The sequence below is a fragment of the Mucilaginibacter sp. genome (genome assembly GCF_965277465.1).
In the GTDB taxonomy this organism is placed as follows: Bacteria; Bacteroidota; Bacteroidia; order Sphingobacteriales; family Sphingobacteriaceae; genus Mucilaginibacter.
In genome coordinates this window covers 2,293,975-2,311,334 of record NZ_CBDICW010000001.1, presented here as the reverse complement: position 1 = coordinate 2,311,334, position 17,360 = coordinate 2,293,975, and the positions used below count along the sequence as shown (strand labels likewise).

Below are 17,360 nucleotides of genomic sequence, written 5' to 3'. Positions count from 1 at the left end.
ATGATTAGTTAAATTATCAGTTTTTTCAAATCATTTATAGCATCATTCAGATATTTACAGGCCCCTCCTATGTCATCTATTGATCCCTCAGCAGGCTGCTAACCTACTACTGATTAAGGCAATCTGTGCCAATGATAATTAAATAAAGGGTGCTGAATCATTGCCTGTGTATTGGTGTCAACTACGCTTTTATTTCATCAATTAAGCCGGCTCAGGTACAAAGCCATGTCATCAGTTAAACTAACATTAAGGCGTTTTAACTTACCGACATAAAACTTGCGTAGCTCTGCCCACTTATAAAACAAACCTTTATAAGCTATTAAACCATCTATATGGGCTTCCTTTTCGTTTAATAGTACTTTTACCAGGTAATCGGGGCTTCCTTTTCGCTTATAAAACACCCATTGAATATTTGCGCTAAGTGGTATAATGGCTGATGAGTGCCAGTTGGATTTTAGTGATTGGATGTTAATAGCCGCTTTATCAGCCGTTGTTATTTGCAGTAAGGCGGCAAAAGGGGCAATAGTTTCGGCGTGGGCAAATCTAAGGTGTGCACTGTATTTGTCGTTTTTAATAAAGTCATCTGTAGCTTTAATAAAATCAACCAATAAAGGTACAGCAACCCTTACCTGTATTCCATTGTTATCGGTTCCCGGCCCTTTTTTAAGGTTTTCATCCACCGATTCTATTTGGCCTAATTTCCTAAGCTCTTCACAGGTAAAAAACGATTCAAAATTAAGGCTTGTCTTTTCAAATTGTTTTTCATTTATTTCTGCTTTTAATGAGTATTTGATGGTTGTAAACCCAAACAGATCACTTACAAATTTTTCTTTCCGGGTTTGATCCAGCTTAGTTATAAAATTGATATTGAAGAATTGATTAATTACATTATTAACCAATTCATTAAAACCAACTGCCTTTTTTAACGATAACATTAAACCACAATTGGCTACACTATCCTCAAATTTTTTATAAGCGGGCGACAAATCATAAAACCGCAGGCTGGTATCATCATTGTAAAACCTTACGCTGGCGCTATCCTTTAGGTTGCTATTAAAGCCCGATAAAAAACTATTAGCGCTTTGGGTGGTGCGTACTTCTTTGGTAACGGCAACATCGAGATTTACCTTACCATTAAATACCTTGCTGTAATTTAAAAACATGCGCTTACCCAAGCCATACAATTCGTCCCTGCCCTCAGCAGAAATAAATTTTGTATTGCCCTGCTCAATTTTTTGCAGCGCCGCTACCATTTGTTTCAACTTCTTACCTTTATCAGTCAGGCTAATGCTACTATCTGCTTCCATTAACAGGGCATAGGCATAAGTTTTTGCAACATCTTTAGTAAGATGCCTTGCACCATGCCTGCCAACGTGGTTAATAAAAACAGGCAAATACCCTGCAGGCGGTGGCGTATATTTTTGAGCATGGTATTGATAAAGGGTTTTAGTACCTAAATAAGTAGTACCGAAATCCTGCGCGTATGCAACCCCACTTATCGTCAATACAAAACTTAATAATGTGATTATTTTTTTCATTCTGCAAGTATTATCATTAAACAAAAACAGAGGTGCAAATAAAGCACCTCCGTTATAAAATTATGCTAATATTATATATTAATGCTGGTTGCCCGATCCGTTACTTTGGTAAGCACCCAAATCAACACCTGGCGGAGTAACAATTGGGGCGTAAGCGCCTGTAGTTGTTACATTATTATAAGGTGGGGAAGCTGTTGTTGTACCTTTACCGTAAGCAGGTGAAGTTGATGTTATATGAAAACTTGAGGCACCAGCCATTGTTATTAAAGGCGTTTGTTTATTAGCTGTTGTTGGCGCCGGGTAGGTTGTGTAATTATAAGCATTCACATCAAAAAAGGAGAACATAGGGTTATTAGCCTGTGGAGTGGTTGACAATATATCCCCCGATTTCTGTTGCAGTTTTACATTGCCTTTGTTTTCACCATCTAAAGCATAAAATGTATTAACAATGGCTTGATTATAACCATAAAAAAGCTGGTTGTTGAATTTTGTATTGGCAGTGTCGGCAGTGGTTAATATTCTTAAGCCAACATCGCAGTTAATGATCATGTTATTGTAAATATGGCTTTTGGCAGCTTTTTCAACATCAATTGAACCACCATGCCCACTGGTTGAGCTTTGTCGCCAGCCGCAGCTTACAATCGTATTGTTGTAGCAATTAATATTACATTGTATACCCGTAGTACCCGCGTCAGAAATTTTGAACGCATTAGTTGCCGCGCCAATTATCACATTGTAAGCCACGTCCCCTACCGTACCGCTCTTAATGTTGCAAGCCTCCCCTGCCGCCACACCATCCAGCTCATAGGTATTGCGCATAATATTAACATGGCCGCCGGCTAAACGCATGGCGTCATCTCTGCTGCCAAACACCCACGAATCTTCCAAAACAAAGTTCTTTTTGATGTTAGCAAAATAGATCGTCCAGCGTGGGCTGCCTTGCGGGGAATAAACCGCAGCGTCATCGCTCGGGCCTGATGGGCCGCCGGCAAATTCAAGGTGCGTCCATTTAATAACCACGTCACCACCTGCCGGGGTTGGGTCTTTGGCTGTTACCGGGCCCGGCTCGGCAAAAATACCACCCCACCATCCCTGGAAAACGTTGGTATAGTTTTGTGCATTTGCCTGCGCATGTAAAGTAGCCGCGTTGCTAACAGTAATATAATTTGGCTGGGCTTGTGTACCCAAACTAATAAAAGTACCATGCACAATTATCTCGGGTGCTGTTTGCCATGTTAAGCCATTACCCAGGGCAATAAGTGTTACACCTGCCTGCATTTTCAGGGTATCGCCACCATTTACTGTAATATTGCTGGCAAAATAATAGGTTTTACCGCTTAGTAAAGTACCGTTTACGCTTCCGCTAAGTGTATCTGATGTAATGGGGTTGCTTGCTACTACAAGCCTTGGCGATATTTTCGCGTCTTCCGCTTTATGGCATGCGCTAAACAGCATCAGGCTGGCTACAGCTGTTAATAATAGTATATTGAATTGCTTTTTCATTTTCGTTTTCCTGATCATTACAATTTATACCTTAAACCTAAAATGTAATATTGCTCATAAGTATCCTTGCGGATAAAGTAATTTTGTCCTACAGTTTGATAGCTCAATACGTTTGACTGTGTGGTATATGGCTTACGTATTTCCAGCTGGAAAGGTGTATTGGTTAAATTTGTTGCCTTGGCATAGACATAGAACTTTTTAAATACCTTTTTCTCTGCCGAAACATCAAGCGTTACGAAACCTTTTTGCCAGATGTCGTTATCCAGGTAAGGTGATACGGCGTAAATGCGCGGACCTGTATACACTGCCGAAATTTGTGCATCGAAACCAATTTTTGCTTCGCGATAAAGGAACGACAGGTTGCCTATGTTTTTAGATTGATCCTGTAATGGGCGGGTTTGGTTTACTGTGCTTAACGTTACATTGCCCGGATTAATTTGCTGTTTGGTGGTACTGATACTTGAGTTAGTATAGGTATAATTTAACCTGATACCAAAATTGCGCATATACTTAGTCGCATCTATTTCCAAACCGTAGTTGGTGGCAGTACCAAAGTTTTCGGGTTCTAATATAGCCGTTTGCCCCGCCTGGCCCTGTAATATGGCATATTCAATAGGGTTTTTTATGTTTTTGTAGAATACACCTCCCAAAAACTGATCAAGCAAACCGGGGAAAAACTCGTAACGCAGATCAAGATTGTTTGATGTGGTACGTTTCAGGTAAGGGTTACCATATTCAGGGTAGTCGGCATCCGGATCGCCTACCACATGCGGAATCAGCTCATAAAAGTTTGGCCTGCTGATAGCAGAGTAATAAGAGAAACGCAAATCCTGTTTATCATTAAAGTTATATTTCAGGTTCAGGCTTGGTAATACATCAAAATAAGTTACCGTACCTGTTTTACCTACAATAGTTGATGGGTTAACATTACTTACCCAACTTTGATTGGTATTTTCATACCTAAGCCCGCCAACAGCCGAAAGCTTGCCTGCCGTAAAGTTGAACATTCCATAAGCTGCGCTGATCTTCTCGGTAAAATTATAGTTAAGTGCATTTGAAGCATCGCCATCTGTATTTTGAACCACAAGGCTATTATTATCAATATTGCCATCAAACTTTTGTGCACTTGATACTGCAGCATTCTGGATCAGGTCATACTCATCATAAGCGCTGTTACGTGTTTTGTCACGATACATCCCCCCTGCGGTAAAGTTAACCGTAGTACCAAACAGTTTAGGTGAGTAGGTTAAGTTCAGGTAACCGCTTTTGTTTTCGTCAGCGTTTTTCTCAAAGATCCGCTCTTCCGGGTCGGGATTTGAAGGCAGGTAAGGCTGTTCCCTTACTACCTGTCCGCTTGAATTTAAAGTACCTGCCGTACCCACAGTTAATTCGGCACGGTCGGGCGAGTTAGCAGTAGCCTTTGAATAAACTGCGTGCCAATCCAGTTTCCACTGGTCGGCCAGTTTATGCGTACCATGCAAATCAAAGTTGTAGATTTGCTGCACTGTACGGTAGCTCAGGTAATTATTGCTTATTGTACCAAGTCCGGGTGCGGTATGGCTGGCCGATAAGCTGGTATCTGAAGTAAAACGATATTCGTTACGGGTAAGGTTAATATAATCGGCATTTAAAACGATCTTGTTGTTTGCATTAAAACGATAATCAAACTGGGTAACAACCCCGGTACGCTCCTGCTGTATATTATAAACACGGGCCTGTTCACTACCCAGCAACGGCGCACCGGTTAAGCTGCTGGTTGATGAGCCGAAGAATAAACCATTGGTTTGGCGATAACTGTTTTGATAGCTTAGTGTAGCTATGGCGCCAAATTTTTTATCAGCAGTACGGCCGCCAACAGTAAGGCCTGCTATTGTTCCCAGCGGGGCTTTTAACTGGCTGGTATGAAAAGGATTGTTAGGAAAATCGGCTATGTTAGCATTATTATTTCCCATTTTTCTTGGCGATTCACTTAAACTTGCGCTATGGTCAAATTTTGTAAACCCGTTACCGCTAAAAAACGTATTGGCAAAACCTGTACCCAGATTTGCACTTAAGGTAAAATCATCCGGCGCTTGTTTAAGTACCATGTTAATGGCACCGGCAATAGCGTCGCCTTCCATATCGGGTGTTAACGACTTTGATATATCTAAACGATCAACAATGTCTGCCGGGAAAATATCAAGGGGTACATAGCGGGTTTTATTATCAGGGCTCGGCAGCTTAATGCCGTTTACCAGCGTATATTCATAACGCTGGTCCATTCCCCTGATAATCGCAAATTGTGCCTCGCCGTTGTTACTACGTTCAACAGATACGCCCGAAACACGCTGGGTTACGTTTGCTATGGTAATATCCGGCGAAGCCTCAATAGTCCGTGCAGAAACTGAGTTGATTTCTATCGGCGAATTACGCTCTGCATTTAGCGCTGATTTGTCAGACGTGTGATTGGTTTTACCGGCAACTGTTACTTCGTTAAGCGAATTATCTTTGCTTTTAAGCGAAAGGTTGATGATTAGGGCATTTTCGTTGATCTCAAATTCCTGCTCAGCGGTTTGATAGGAAATATATTTTGCAGAAACAGTGTATTTGCCGTTCGATAAGTTTTTAAACAGGTAACTGCCATCAAGCCCAACACTGGTGTACTGTTTTGTTTGCGTTGTTTTGTTGTGTAATGTTACGGTTGCGCCAATAAGCGGTTGCCCCGTTTGATCACTAATTATACCTTTTACTGATCCCTGCGAATAGGCAAGGCCAAAAGAGCTAACAATAATTAAGATGAACAGAGATAAACTTTTCTTCATGTAGGGTTCTTTAAAAGCTGCAAAGAACCCCCTTGTATATAACTAAATTGTAAATAACAGGTTAACCATAAATGAAAAGAGTTAAATTACTGTAACAATTCTGTTTTAATTCTGAAGTTAGGTAGAATGAATTTATAAATTATGAGTATATCACTGTGAAAAACAGTGAAAAAACAAACGTTACGCCAAACGGGAGTTTAGCTATTCTTTATTCATCCGTTCGTTTACACTGACTGAACAAGCTGATCATAACCGCATCGAAGCCTGTTATAAAGATGGCATCCTAAAATTGGATATTACTAAAAAAGAAGAAGCGAAAATGGCAAGCCGCCAGATTGCGTTAAAGTTTTTTTTAAAAAATTAGATTTAGAGAGCGGGTTGTAAATTCAGCCCGTTTTAGTTTTATCACGGTCGTTTTAGATCTTTCCAACTACCTGTTTTTTATTTAATAACAACGCATAAAAACCTAAGCCTGCAGTTATTGGCACTAAGCTAAGATATACATTTATGTAACTGAGTAAAATGGCAACCATATAAAATACAGGGCCGGCACAGGCTATCTTTTTTAATGAACTCCGTACTTTTACGGTTAAAACCTGGTGATGCCGATAATTGAAGCTTAAAGCAGCGCACAACAGCAGCAGGTGTAATAATGAAATCACCAGCAAATTACAGGAATATAACAGGACAGAGCCAGGCCAATGAAAATTTGCAGCAATCCAGCCGCAATCCAAAGGCATAAGTACCAGGAAGAAGAAATAGAACCGGCTTAGCCAAACTATTTTGCTGCTTAAATGCATTTTTGTGATCAAACCGATAATCTTAGTCTGCGCGGTCCAAAAAACGCTTATCATGAGCATACTAAAAAAAAATATGATCAGGTGGGGTGCTGCCTGGGTTAAGTTTTTTGTATCTGCCAGCTTTTCAAGCGGGAGGCTGAAGAACAGGATAAGTGAAGCAAAGGCTATGCCTGCGGCCCTGTTCGTAAACTTCTCTAATTGCTGCTTTTCCATAATTAGCGTTGTTGGCCAAAGTATTTTATTGCCGCCACGATTGCGATAATAAGTGAGAAGATAACACCTGCTACAAAAAGCCAGGTCTCTTTATTTTTTGATGGTAATGACATTTTAATTTTGATGAAACTGACCTACATAGTGCTCATTAATTTTCTGGTGCAAAAAATTAAGTTTTCGGATTTGCATGGTGAAAACTGCGATAAAATAAATCCCTATTCCATAAGTGATAAGGCTAACCGGTGCTGTAAGGGTAAGCAGCGAACTTAGTCCGTTTTTAATATCCATATAAAAAAAGCCGCCTGCTACTGCCAGCAGTAAAAAATATTCGAGCAGGTAACAGGAAATGAGTTTACGCTGACCGGATATTTTTTGGATTTGGTATTTAAGGTAAGTTTTACTGGCAAAATAAAAATAACTGCGGTTATAACTCATCCCTTTCCATACAAGATAGATGAGCACACCTATACCTAAATACATTATTAACATACAGCCAAATAACAGCAGGGTATGCTTACCATTAAAACTGGCATAGATCCGCCCGATAGTAACAATAAGTATCAGGTAACTCCATACTGAACTCAATGTACTCCATAGAAGCATCTTATGCACCCTGCCATCCAACACCCTGATCTTTTCCTTAAAACCCTCATCTTTTATAATATCATCTTTAAGAAGCAGTACTGCATTTCTTTTAACAGTTTCAAAATTATTTCCCATGTTAAAAATATCGCCAACTAAATGCCAGTAAATTACTTAATACTTAAAAAGTAGCTTTAAAGCATATCAGCGCAGTTTTAAACCAGGACACCCCGAATTGAAAAAAATTAAGGCCCTCTCAATTTGATAGTCGGGAAGTATCAAATTGATCCAGGATTTCATGACCGCCATAGACGATGTGCATCCTAAATCAAAAGCATACAACGAAAAGCACTATCACATAAGCCAATGGACAGGATTATAAACCTGCGATTGTTAGGGGGTTTATGAAAGCAACATCAGGAAATTATCGATCAATGATGAACGGTTGGGATAGGCAGGGATTGACAGCGGCTCTGAAATCCAGATCAATATACTTCCTGTACATTCAATTTGTATGAGGCAGATTAGGTTTATAGTTTTAAGGTAATTGCAGGCAAGCCTGAAAATCCATTTTTGTTTTAATTTTTCTTTTACCTCTTCTACCAGCGTTTTGAAAGTGGCATTTTGCCAGCTTTAAGTATTCGCCTGGATGTTTTTTGCAATTTAATTGGTTCTTTAAAGTCGATACCGGCTGCAACTTCTTTTGTCTGGCCAATATCTCAATGGTTGGAAACCCTGGTTTGAACTAATAACCGAAAATTGGAGAATCTGCTTAATTAACTCAAGAATTATCCATTGGTAATAAAATCCTCCTAAAGTGTGCTGGTTCATGATTAATGGAGTGAAAGCTGATCTGAAAAAAACAGCCCGATTACAAGGGCATTTATAAGTATTTATTTCCATATCTATTAGAATTGCTGCGCTGTTTTGATTGAGAAAACAATAAGTACACCCAAGCTATGCTGTTGAGTGTACTGGTTTTTCAAACAAAGTAATTTCCGGTTCTTACATAACTAATCTTCCTCGCCGCTTCCGGCTGCTTTTGACTGTAAATAGAATGCGCCTTTAGTCGCGATCTGTACATTAGGTGCCAGCGCATTTAACGGAGTTATCTGTATATAACCTAATTCGGCCACACCTGTGGTTACTTCTGTTTTAGTAAAGATGGTTTTGCCATCTGTATTATGGGTGGTGGTCACAAAAATATATTGCTTGCCAGCCGAACGTATCACGGCGTCGACAGGCACTGCAGCGGTTAGCTTGCTGCCGGTACTGATCAGTGCAGTTACATACATGCCCGGTATCAGGTTTTGATGTGCTTTGTTATTGATCACGGCATGCACAATTACGCCTTTACTCTCATTTTCAAAAGATTTATTGATCCCGTTGATCGTTCCATTAATAACCTGGTTATCCTGGTTGGTCAACTGGAAGCTTACTTTCTGACCGACCTTTACGGCCATCAGGTCTTTTTCAAAAACGGTGAGGTCACAGTGAATTTTTGAGTTGTCAACCACTTCCATAATGGAAGTACCCGGCTGAACGTAAGCGCCGATATTGGCTGATATTGTCCCAACCGTACCGCTGATCGGGGAAGGTACCGGGAATTGGGAAACGATGCGCCCGTTACTGATCCTGCCCGGCGATACACCCAATTGCTTTAGTTGGCTTTCATAGGCAGTAAGCCGGGAATGCTCGGCATTATAAGTCGCTTCCGAAGCTTGAAATGATTTACCTGTGCCCGCACCGGCGGCCTTCAATTGAGATTGACGGTCATATTCTGCCTGCACATAAGCGAAATTGTTCTTAGCCGCTAAATAATCCTGTTGCAGTTTGATCAGGTCCTGATTTTTGATCGTTGCCAATACCTGGCCTTTGTGCACTTGCTGTCCTTCCAGCACATTGATATTACTAATAATACCGCCAGATAAGATACTGACATCCGCTTTGTTTTGGGGCGGAACGGCCAACTGCCCATTCGCTTTTACAACCGCATCCAGGTTCTTTTGCTCAATAGGGCCGGTCGCAATTCCTACCGACTTCATTTGTTCCGAAGATAATTCAAGCCCGCTTTCCTTGTCTTTATTTTGGATTTTACCGATATCGGTTTCCTTATTGTCCATTTTCTCTGAACTTCCCGAGCAGGAAGCCAGTAATGTTCCTGCGATCAGTAAGGTGATGATGTGTATTCTATATGCTTGATATTTCATTTTTATTCCCCTCTTAAAAATTGTAATTGAATAGCGGATTGGTTTAACCGGCTGACCGTTTCGATATAAGCTAATTTGATTTGCACAGCGGCAGATATATTCGAAATGTACTCCATGTAGCCGATCTCGCCGAGATTAAAAGAAACCTGGGTAATCCTCAACTGCTCATCCGCCTGTTTTAACCCGCCGGAAGTATAGTATTCCGCCGATTGGCGGTATTGTTGATATTGCTGCATTTCCTGTTCATATTGCAGCCGAACCTGGCTTTGGGCATTCTCATAATTGGTTTGTGCGATCTGCCCGGATAATCTTTCCGCTTTTACCCGCGAACGATTAGCCCCGTTGAAGATCGGTAACGATAGTCCAAGTTGCAGACCGGCAATGCGGGTACCGGGAGAATAGCTACGGTCTATACCTGCCGGGTTAAAACCGGAGATCACCAGTTGCTGGTTGTAACCAATCTTCAGGTCAGGCATTCCCTTTGATCTTTCTACTGCAAGCCGGGCATTCGCCACCTCTATATTTTGCAATTCGGCGTTTACATTCGCGTTACGCGTAGTGTTCAGGGTATCCGATGGTATCGTCAGTAATAAAGACAGTTTGTTTTCAGCAATGATGATCTGTTCGCTTGTGTTGAGCAATTGCTTTAAGACCAGTTCATTGCTTTTCAGATCAGCCTGCACACCTATCTTCAAGGCCTGGACTTCCTGGTATTTATTTTTAGCACTTAAAAGTTCAAGTTTGGATGTTTCCCCGGTCTTTAACCTGATCTCAGCCCGTTTGATAAAACCGTTGTAGATACTGTCCTGATAATTCAGGATCCGTAAGGTTTCCCGGCTAAGCAGGTAAGCATAATAAGCATTGCGCACATCACGGGTGATCTCCGCACGGGTAACATTTCCCGTTCTTTCTGCAAGGATAGTTTGCTGGTTCAAGAGCTTACGCTGGTTCTTATACAGCCCCGGCCAGGCGATGTTTTGGATTATCCCAATGGAATTATCCATATTGCCGCCACTGGTTGGATCTTGTGTGATCATCAATTCTGTTTTAGGGATATCTGTACCCGATTTTTGCAATGCCCTCGATTGTTCGACGGAAAGCCCGGCTGAACGCACTTGTAAATTATTGCGCATTGCCTTAGCAATTGCACTATCTAAAGTGAGCGGCCCAACACTTTGCGCCTGTGCAACTGAGGGTTGAAACAACAGGCCGGCGCTAATCATCATTAAAATAATCAGCACTTTGGATACTACAGGTATTTTCACCTTTACCGTTTCCTTCCGGTTAAATAATAAATACAGGCAAGGCAGTACAAAAAGGGTAAGGAAAGTCGCGGTGATCAGCCCGCCAATCACGACAGTGGCTAATGGTTTTTGCACTTCTGCTCCGGCACTGGCAGATAAAGCCATTGGCAAAAAACCGAGCGAAGCCACAGAAGCGGTCATCAGTACCGGTCGTAGCCTGGTCCTGGTGCCTTCCAAAACCCGGTCATAAATATTATCCATGCCTTCCTCCTTTAACTGGTTGAAATAACCAATCAGCACGATACCGTTAAGTACAGCTACACCAAATAACGCAATAAAACCTACTCCGGCAGATATACTGAATGGCATTCCACGCAAAAGCAGGGCAGCCACTCCACCCATCGAGGCCAGCGGCACTGCGGTAAAGATGAGCAGGCTCTCTTTTACTGAACGAAACGTAATATAAAGCAGGATCAGGATAAACAGTAATGCTGCCGGTACAGCGATTGATAAACGGGCTTTAGCAGCTTGTAAATTCTGGAACTGACCGCCATAAGTGAGGTAATAACCCGATGGCAGTTTTAAACGATTGTTAAGTTTGGCCTGTATTTCCTTAACCGTTGTTTCCACATCGCGGTCTTTGACGTTAAAGCCGATATAGATCCGGCGTTTACCATCTTCACGGGATACCTGCGCCGGGGCATCCTTGAAGGAAATGTCTGCTACCTGGCTTAAAGGTACTTTGTTGCCTGATGGTAAGGGTATGAGCAAATTTTGTACGCCGGAAATGTTTTCCCTAAGGTCACGATTAAGCCGAACCACCATATCAAACCGCTTTTCACCCTCGAATACCACACCTGCCACACTGCCTGCGAAAGCCGTTTTCAGGATCATATTTACATCGCTGATATTCAACCCGTACTGCGCCATTTTATCGCGGTTATAGGCTACCTGGATCTGAGGCAAACCGCTTACCTTTTCTACATAAGGTTCGCTTACGCCTTTAACCGGGGCGATCAGTTTGGCAATTTTACCTGCTTCTGTGGCTAATATATCCAGGTCATCACCATAGATCTTAATGGCCACATCCTGGCGGATACCGGTCATGAGTTCATTAAAACGCATTTGCATAGGTTGAGATATTTCTACGTTGATACCTGGGATAATGGATAGCGCTTCTTCCATCTTCTCCATCATTTCTTCACGGTTTTTAGCCGTCTTCCATTCTCCTTTAGGTTTCATGGCCAGCATCATATCGCCTTTTTCCATCGGCATCGGATCAGTAGGAATCTCGGAGCTGCCAATACGCGTCACCGCCTGTTTGATCTCCGGGAACTGGTCTTTCAATGTTTTTTCAGCTTTACCAAAAGTCTTGACCACTTCGGTTAGGGAGGTGCCCTGCATCATGGAGATCTCAACGGTCAGGTCACCTTCTTCCAGCGTAGGAATGAATTCACCACCCATACGGCTGAACGCCCATAAGGAGACTCCAAATAAGATGAATACGATAGTAATGGTGATCACTTTGGCTTTAAGCACTACTACCAACGCTCTATGATAAATGCGTTGCAGCAATCCAATAATACGGTTGGAGATATTTGGTTGATGCGATGTTTTTTTGCTTAAAAACAAAGCACTGGCCATCGGCACATAAGTTAAGGATAAAATAAAAGCACCTAATATGGCAAAGGCTACCGTTTGCGCCATAGGCCGGAACATTTTTCCTTCGATGCCGACTAAAGATAAAAGCGGCAGGTAAACGATCAGGATGATAATTTGCCCAAAAGCGGCAGACTTCATCAGTTTACTGGCGCTTTCCCTAACCTCCCCGTCCATTTGTGCCGTGGTTAGTTTTTCATCACCTTTTTGCTTGTAGCTACCCGTAGTAATGTGGTGTACCACACTTTCTACAATAATTACTGCGCCATCTACGATCAGGCCGAAATCAATAGCGCCCAAACTCATCAGGTTGCCTGAAACATTGAACAAACGCATCATGGAAAAGGCAAACAGCATGGCTAAGGGAATAACGGAAGCGACGACCAATCCGGCACGCAGGTTTCCTAAAAGTAGCACTAATACAAAGACAACTATCAGCGCACCCTCAAGCAGGTTGCGTTCTACCGTGCCTATGGCCCGGCCCACCAATTCCGTGCGGTCAATAAATGGCTCTATCACTACGCCTTCAGGCAGTGACTTTTGGATCTGCACCATGCGGGTTTTAACGTTATGTATTACCTGGCTAAAGTTTTCGCCTTTTAGCATCAGGGTAACACCAGCCACTACTTCACCCTCACCATTCCTGGTAACTGCCCCGTAACGGGTCGCGCTGCCGAATTGTACCGTTGCAATATCCCGGATGAGGATAAGTGAGCCTTTACCGTTCTTGACAACGATCTTTCTAATATCATCCAGGTTCTGCACCTGCCCTAATCCCCGGATAAAATAGGCATTGCTTTGCTGTTCAATATAGGAGCCGCCTGTATTCTCGTTGTTTTTTTGCAGGGCCTCAAAAATCTCGGGTATGGTCAGGCCTAATGAATTGAGCTTGTCATTATCCAAAGCAATTTCATATTGCTTTACATAACCGCCCCAGCCGCTTACCTCGGCCACTCCCACCGTTCCTGCAAGTTGGGTACGTACCAGCCAATCCTGAATGGTACGCAAATCGGTGGCAGTATATTTGGTTTCATAACCTTTTTTGGCATGCAGTACGTACTGGTATATTTCACCAAGGCCTGTAGTAATTGGGGCCAGCATCGGTTGCCCCAAATTGGCAGGAATTGCACTTTCAGCTGCTTTGAGTTGTGCATTCACCTGGCTTCTTGCCCAGTAAATATCTACATCATCCTTAAAAACAATGGTGATCACAGAAATTCCGGAACGGGATATGGAGCGCTTTTCGATGATCCCGGCAATGTTGGCCATGGATAATTCTATGGGAGCGGTAATGAATTGCTCCACCTCTTGTGCACCTAAACTCGGCGCTTGTGTAATGATCTGTACCTGGTTATTGGTAATATCGGGTTGTGCATCAACCGGCAGGTTGTACGCGGAGTAAACACCCACCAGTATTAATACCAGTGTCATGATACCGATAGTTACCTTGTTCCTGATAGAGAACGCGATAATCTTGTCAAACATAAATTGTAAAAATTAATACGAATACGAAAAAGCCGTGCAAAGTTTATTGCAGGCGAAAAACATTTAGAACTTTCGTATTAAACTATTTGTGGAGGCTGCCAGATCTTTACCTGCTGTTCCTGAACAGCAGGTATGCTATAATCAGGATATTCACGGGTAACTAATCTGGTAAAAACGATGATGGTAGAAGTTGCCGTTAAAGTTCTTGCAGTAGAACAGCATGAACAGGTACAAAAAGGCGGACAGGTTTCCTGAGCTCTTTCGTCAGTCGCAGAATGACTTTTTTTAATAGTTTGATGAATTACACCTGCAATCATACCATCCTTATCCTGACAAGGCAAAACCGCCAGAACAGTAAAATATAAACTGAATAGAATAGCTAAGTATTTCAACAATACAAAGATAATTAATTCATTTATGAATGAAGATTTAATTGTTTGTAATTCTGTTGTATTAGCACCGGCGGTCCTTGTTTCATTGATGGCTATTCAATATCAAATACCTATCGGCATGTTAATTAATATTTCCCACCGGCTGCCAGTGGTTTTAAAAACGAGATTTATTCCTTTGTAAGACCTTTTTCAACTACTTTATAACTCTCCAGCGCTTCATACAATTGTTTCTTAATCTGTTTCACCAATATCCTTGGCCCCAGCACTCTCATTTTAGCGCCAAAGCCCAACAACTCGCGTTCCAGTTCAAAGTTCATAATCACCTTGATGCTGAATATTTTTCCCGTTGCATCCTCGCTCAACAATTTTTGCGTATGGTGCAAAGGCTTGGTTATCACATAAGGAGCATTAGCGGCATCTACCCAAAATATCACCTCACAATCACGCTGACCGGGAGATTTGGTTACCCCGATACAATCATTATAATAAGTAGCAAGATCGAGTGTTCTGTTCTCGCGGTAAGGCTCTTCATGTTCTGCTACTTCTTGAATCCTGTCTAAAGCCAGGTTCATAATGTGTGCATTGCGTTTGTGCTGCATCCCTAATACAAACCAACGGTTACGGTATTCTTTCAGCAGGTATCCGCTAAAACAAAAGGTGCTGGCTTCCCTGGCTTTGAAAGACTGATAAGTAATACAAATAGTTTTCTTAGCTACGATAGCCTTGCGGATCACCTCTATCCACTCCAGCCCTTTTAAATTATCGTTCTTCTCGAAATCAATTACCGGGGCACTTTGTGTTTTCTGCGAATAGATCTTGTCCTCCAGTTTACTCACCATTTCATTCAGGTCGGTAAAGTGGTTAAAGCCTTTAAATTGCTTTAACAAGCCGGATACTTCACTCAGTACCTGCATATCCTGCTGATTTAGCGGACTATTGGTAATACTGTAATTCTTATCGCTGTAGGTATAATACTTTTTATCAACCACCACAATTGGTGCTTCGTAACCCAGCTTATTACTGCGCATCATTTCCATATCGGCTTGTACGGTACGTCGGCTTACACCGGTATCAATCCCCTGGTATTCGTATATGGCATCGCTGCAGGCTTCAATCAGGTCGTCCAGCGTCCATTTCTTAAAACGATTTTGCAGGCATTGGTCGATAGTGCGGTAGCGGATCAAGGCGTTGCGGTTAACGGGCATATCTTTTGATTTCAGGTTTTGGAATTACGATTTCGGATTTGTTTAAGATAGATTATTCTCCTTATTCTAAAATCCTGTGAATTCTGATTCAGACGAATTTATAAATTATTTTTCACTGCGCAAATACGCTGCGCACTTGATATTTCTCTTTGTACTGTCGAAAGGCTGAACGCGTTCACAAACGCCCCCTCTCCCGAACCGGGGAGAGGGGTTTTGGCCCGGAGACTTTTAATTGTTAAACTTGAATACCACAATAGTTATGGAAAAGGAAAAAATAGGCAACAACGAGTTAAAGGCATTAGGTATTAATGATGTGGAAGTATTGGTAAACTTTAGCCGCGTGGCTAACGGCTTGTTAAAACACAACGTAATGGCCAAGCCCGAGATACTGGCCAATTTAGAAGCTTTAATTAACGACCCTATGCCCTACGCCTTAAAGAAAGGCGGCAAGTTTAAAAACCTGGCCGAGGATGTAATTGCCCTGCAAAAAGAAGGCAAGTTTGTAAAGCAGGAACGCAGCAACTTTAAGCTGAAAGAAGAAATAGCCAATTTCCCGGTATGGGGATTGGAGAATATTGAGGTTGGCGCACTGGCGCAAATGCGTACCGCTATACAATTACCTATTGCCGTTGCCGGCGCCCTGATGCCCGATGCGCACCAGGGTTATGGCCTGCCTATTGGCGGTGTGCTGGCTACTACTGCCAATACCATTATCCCCTTTGCCGTTGGGGTTGATATTGCCTGCCGTATGTGTTTAAGCATTTTTGATTTGCCTGCCGAAGCCATTGATACCGAAACCGACAAGCTGAAAAATATTTTAGTGGATAACACCTACTTTGGGATGGGGTGTACTACTAAATCGTACTTTGACAGTTCGTTGTTTGATAGCAAAACGTGGAACGAAACTAAGCTGATCCGTGGATTAAAGGATAAGGCTTATAAACAGTTAGGAACCAGCGGAACCGGCAACCACTTTGTAGAATGGGGCGAGCTGACCATTGCGGATGGTGCTTTAGCTGATATCCCTGCCGGGAAATACCTGGCTCTGCTATCGCACTCAGGCTCGCGCGGATTTGGGGGTACGGTGGCCGACTATTACAGCCGTATTGCCATCACCAAAACCAAGCTCCCTGCCGAAGCAAAACATTTGGCCTGGTTAGATTTGGATAAGGATGAAGGCCAGGAATACTGGATAGCCATGAACCTGGCCGGCGAATATGCCAGCGTCAACCACCACGAGATCCATAACAAAATTGCCCGTGCCCTTGGTGTTAAGCCCATTAGCATGATAGAGAACCACCACAACTTTGCCTGGAAAGAGCAGCTTGCCGATGGTAACGAAGTGATGGTACACCGTAAAGGCGCAACCCCGGCCGGCGAAGGTGTGTTAAGCATTATACCCGGCAGCATGAGTACGCCCGGCTTTTTGGTACGTGGTAAAGGCGACGCAGCCAGTATTAACTCTGCCAGTCATGGTGCGGGCAGGGCCATGAGCCGGAGCGCGGCTTTTAAAACATTGGATAAAGCCGCTATTGCCGCTAATTTGGTTGACAAACGCATTACCTTAATGGGCAGCGATGTGGACGAAGCACCAATGGCATATAAAGACATCCACGCTGTTATGGCTGCGCAGCATGATTTAGTTGAGGTATTGGCCAAGTTTGAGCCGAGGATTGTTAGAATGGCAGATGCGAGGGAGAAGCCAGAGGATTAGTTTAAATCTATAGA

The 17,360-nt window shown here is 42.6% G+C and carries 10 protein-coding genes and 1 pseudogene; 2 read left to right on the top strand and 9 right to left on the bottom strand.

Annotated elements, in window-relative coordinates:
• Positions 1-197 precede the first annotated feature (197 nt).
• From ACQY4U_RS10435 to ACQY4U_RS10425, 3 genes are all read right to left on the bottom strand, one after another.
• Entirely contained in the window at positions 198-1,538 is a 1,341-nt protein-coding gene (locus tag ACQY4U_RS10435; RefSeq protein ID WP_428329340.1) for a histidine-type phosphatase, read from the bottom strand.
• A 78-nt stretch (positions 1,539-1,616) separates the two neighbouring features.
• The gene (locus tag ACQY4U_RS10430) at positions 1,617-3,041 is read right to left on the bottom strand and encodes a hypothetical protein (protein WP_428329339.1); all 1,425 of its coding nucleotides are present in this window, start codon (positions 3,039-3,041) and stop codon (positions 1,617-1,619) included.
• Between the two features lie 17 nt (positions 3,042-3,058).
• Entirely contained in the window at positions 3,059-5,842 is a 2,784-nt protein-coding gene (locus ACQY4U_RS10425) for a TonB-dependent receptor domain-containing protein (RefSeq protein ID WP_428329338.1), read from the bottom strand.
• Between the two features lie 184 nt (positions 5,843-6,026).
• Between ACQY4U_RS10425 and ACQY4U_RS10420 the strand changes: the two are divergent.
• Positions 6,027-6,206 (top strand): annotated as a pseudogene (locus ACQY4U_RS10420) (Hsp20/alpha crystallin family protein); the annotation flags it as partial.
• Positions 6,207-6,258: 52 nt separating this feature from the next.
• Here the strand turns inward: ACQY4U_RS10420 and ACQY4U_RS10415 are convergent.
• The 6 genes from ACQY4U_RS10415 to ACQY4U_RS10390 form a co-directional block, all read right to left on the bottom strand.
• A complete protein-coding gene (locus tag ACQY4U_RS10415) occupies positions 6,259-6,855 on the bottom strand; it encodes a TMEM175 family protein (protein ID WP_428329337.1) in 597 nt (198 codons plus the stop codon).
• A gap of 114 nt (positions 6,856-6,969) precedes the next feature.
• Complete coding sequence (locus tag ACQY4U_RS10410; protein ID WP_428329336.1) at positions 6,970-7,575, bottom strand: hypothetical protein; 606 nt, start codon at positions 7,573-7,575, stop codon at positions 6,970-6,972.
• Positions 7,576-8,450: 875 nt separating this feature from the next.
• Positions 8,451-9,647: an efflux RND transporter periplasmic adaptor subunit gene (locus tag ACQY4U_RS10405; protein WP_428329335.1), complete on the bottom strand. Its 1,197-nt coding sequence runs from the start codon at positions 9,645-9,647 to the stop codon at positions 8,451-8,453.
• 2 nt (positions 9,648-9,649) lie between these two features.
• Complete coding sequence (locus ACQY4U_RS10400; protein WP_428329334.1) at positions 9,650-14,035, bottom strand: CusA/CzcA family heavy metal efflux RND transporter; 4,386 nt, start codon at positions 14,033-14,035, stop codon at positions 9,650-9,652.
• 77 nt (positions 14,036-14,112) lie between these two features.
• Entirely contained in the window at positions 14,113-14,427 is a 315-nt protein-coding gene (locus ACQY4U_RS10395; protein ID WP_428329333.1) for a DUF6660 family protein, read from the bottom strand.
• A gap of 167 nt (positions 14,428-14,594) precedes the next feature.
• Complete coding sequence (locus ACQY4U_RS10390) at positions 14,595-15,632, bottom strand: helix-turn-helix transcriptional regulator (protein ID WP_428329332.1); 1,038 nt, start codon at positions 15,630-15,632, stop codon at positions 14,595-14,597.
• A gap of 259 nt (positions 15,633-15,891) precedes the next feature.
• Here ACQY4U_RS10390 and ACQY4U_RS10385 point away from each other — a divergent pair, with 259 nt between their 5' ends.
• Positions 15,892-17,346 (top strand): RtcB family protein, encoded by a 1,455-nt coding sequence (locus tag ACQY4U_RS10385; protein WP_428329331.1) that lies wholly within the window; start codon positions 15,892-15,894, stop codon positions 17,344-17,346.
• The last annotated feature ends 14 nt before the right edge of the window (positions 17,347-17,360 follow it).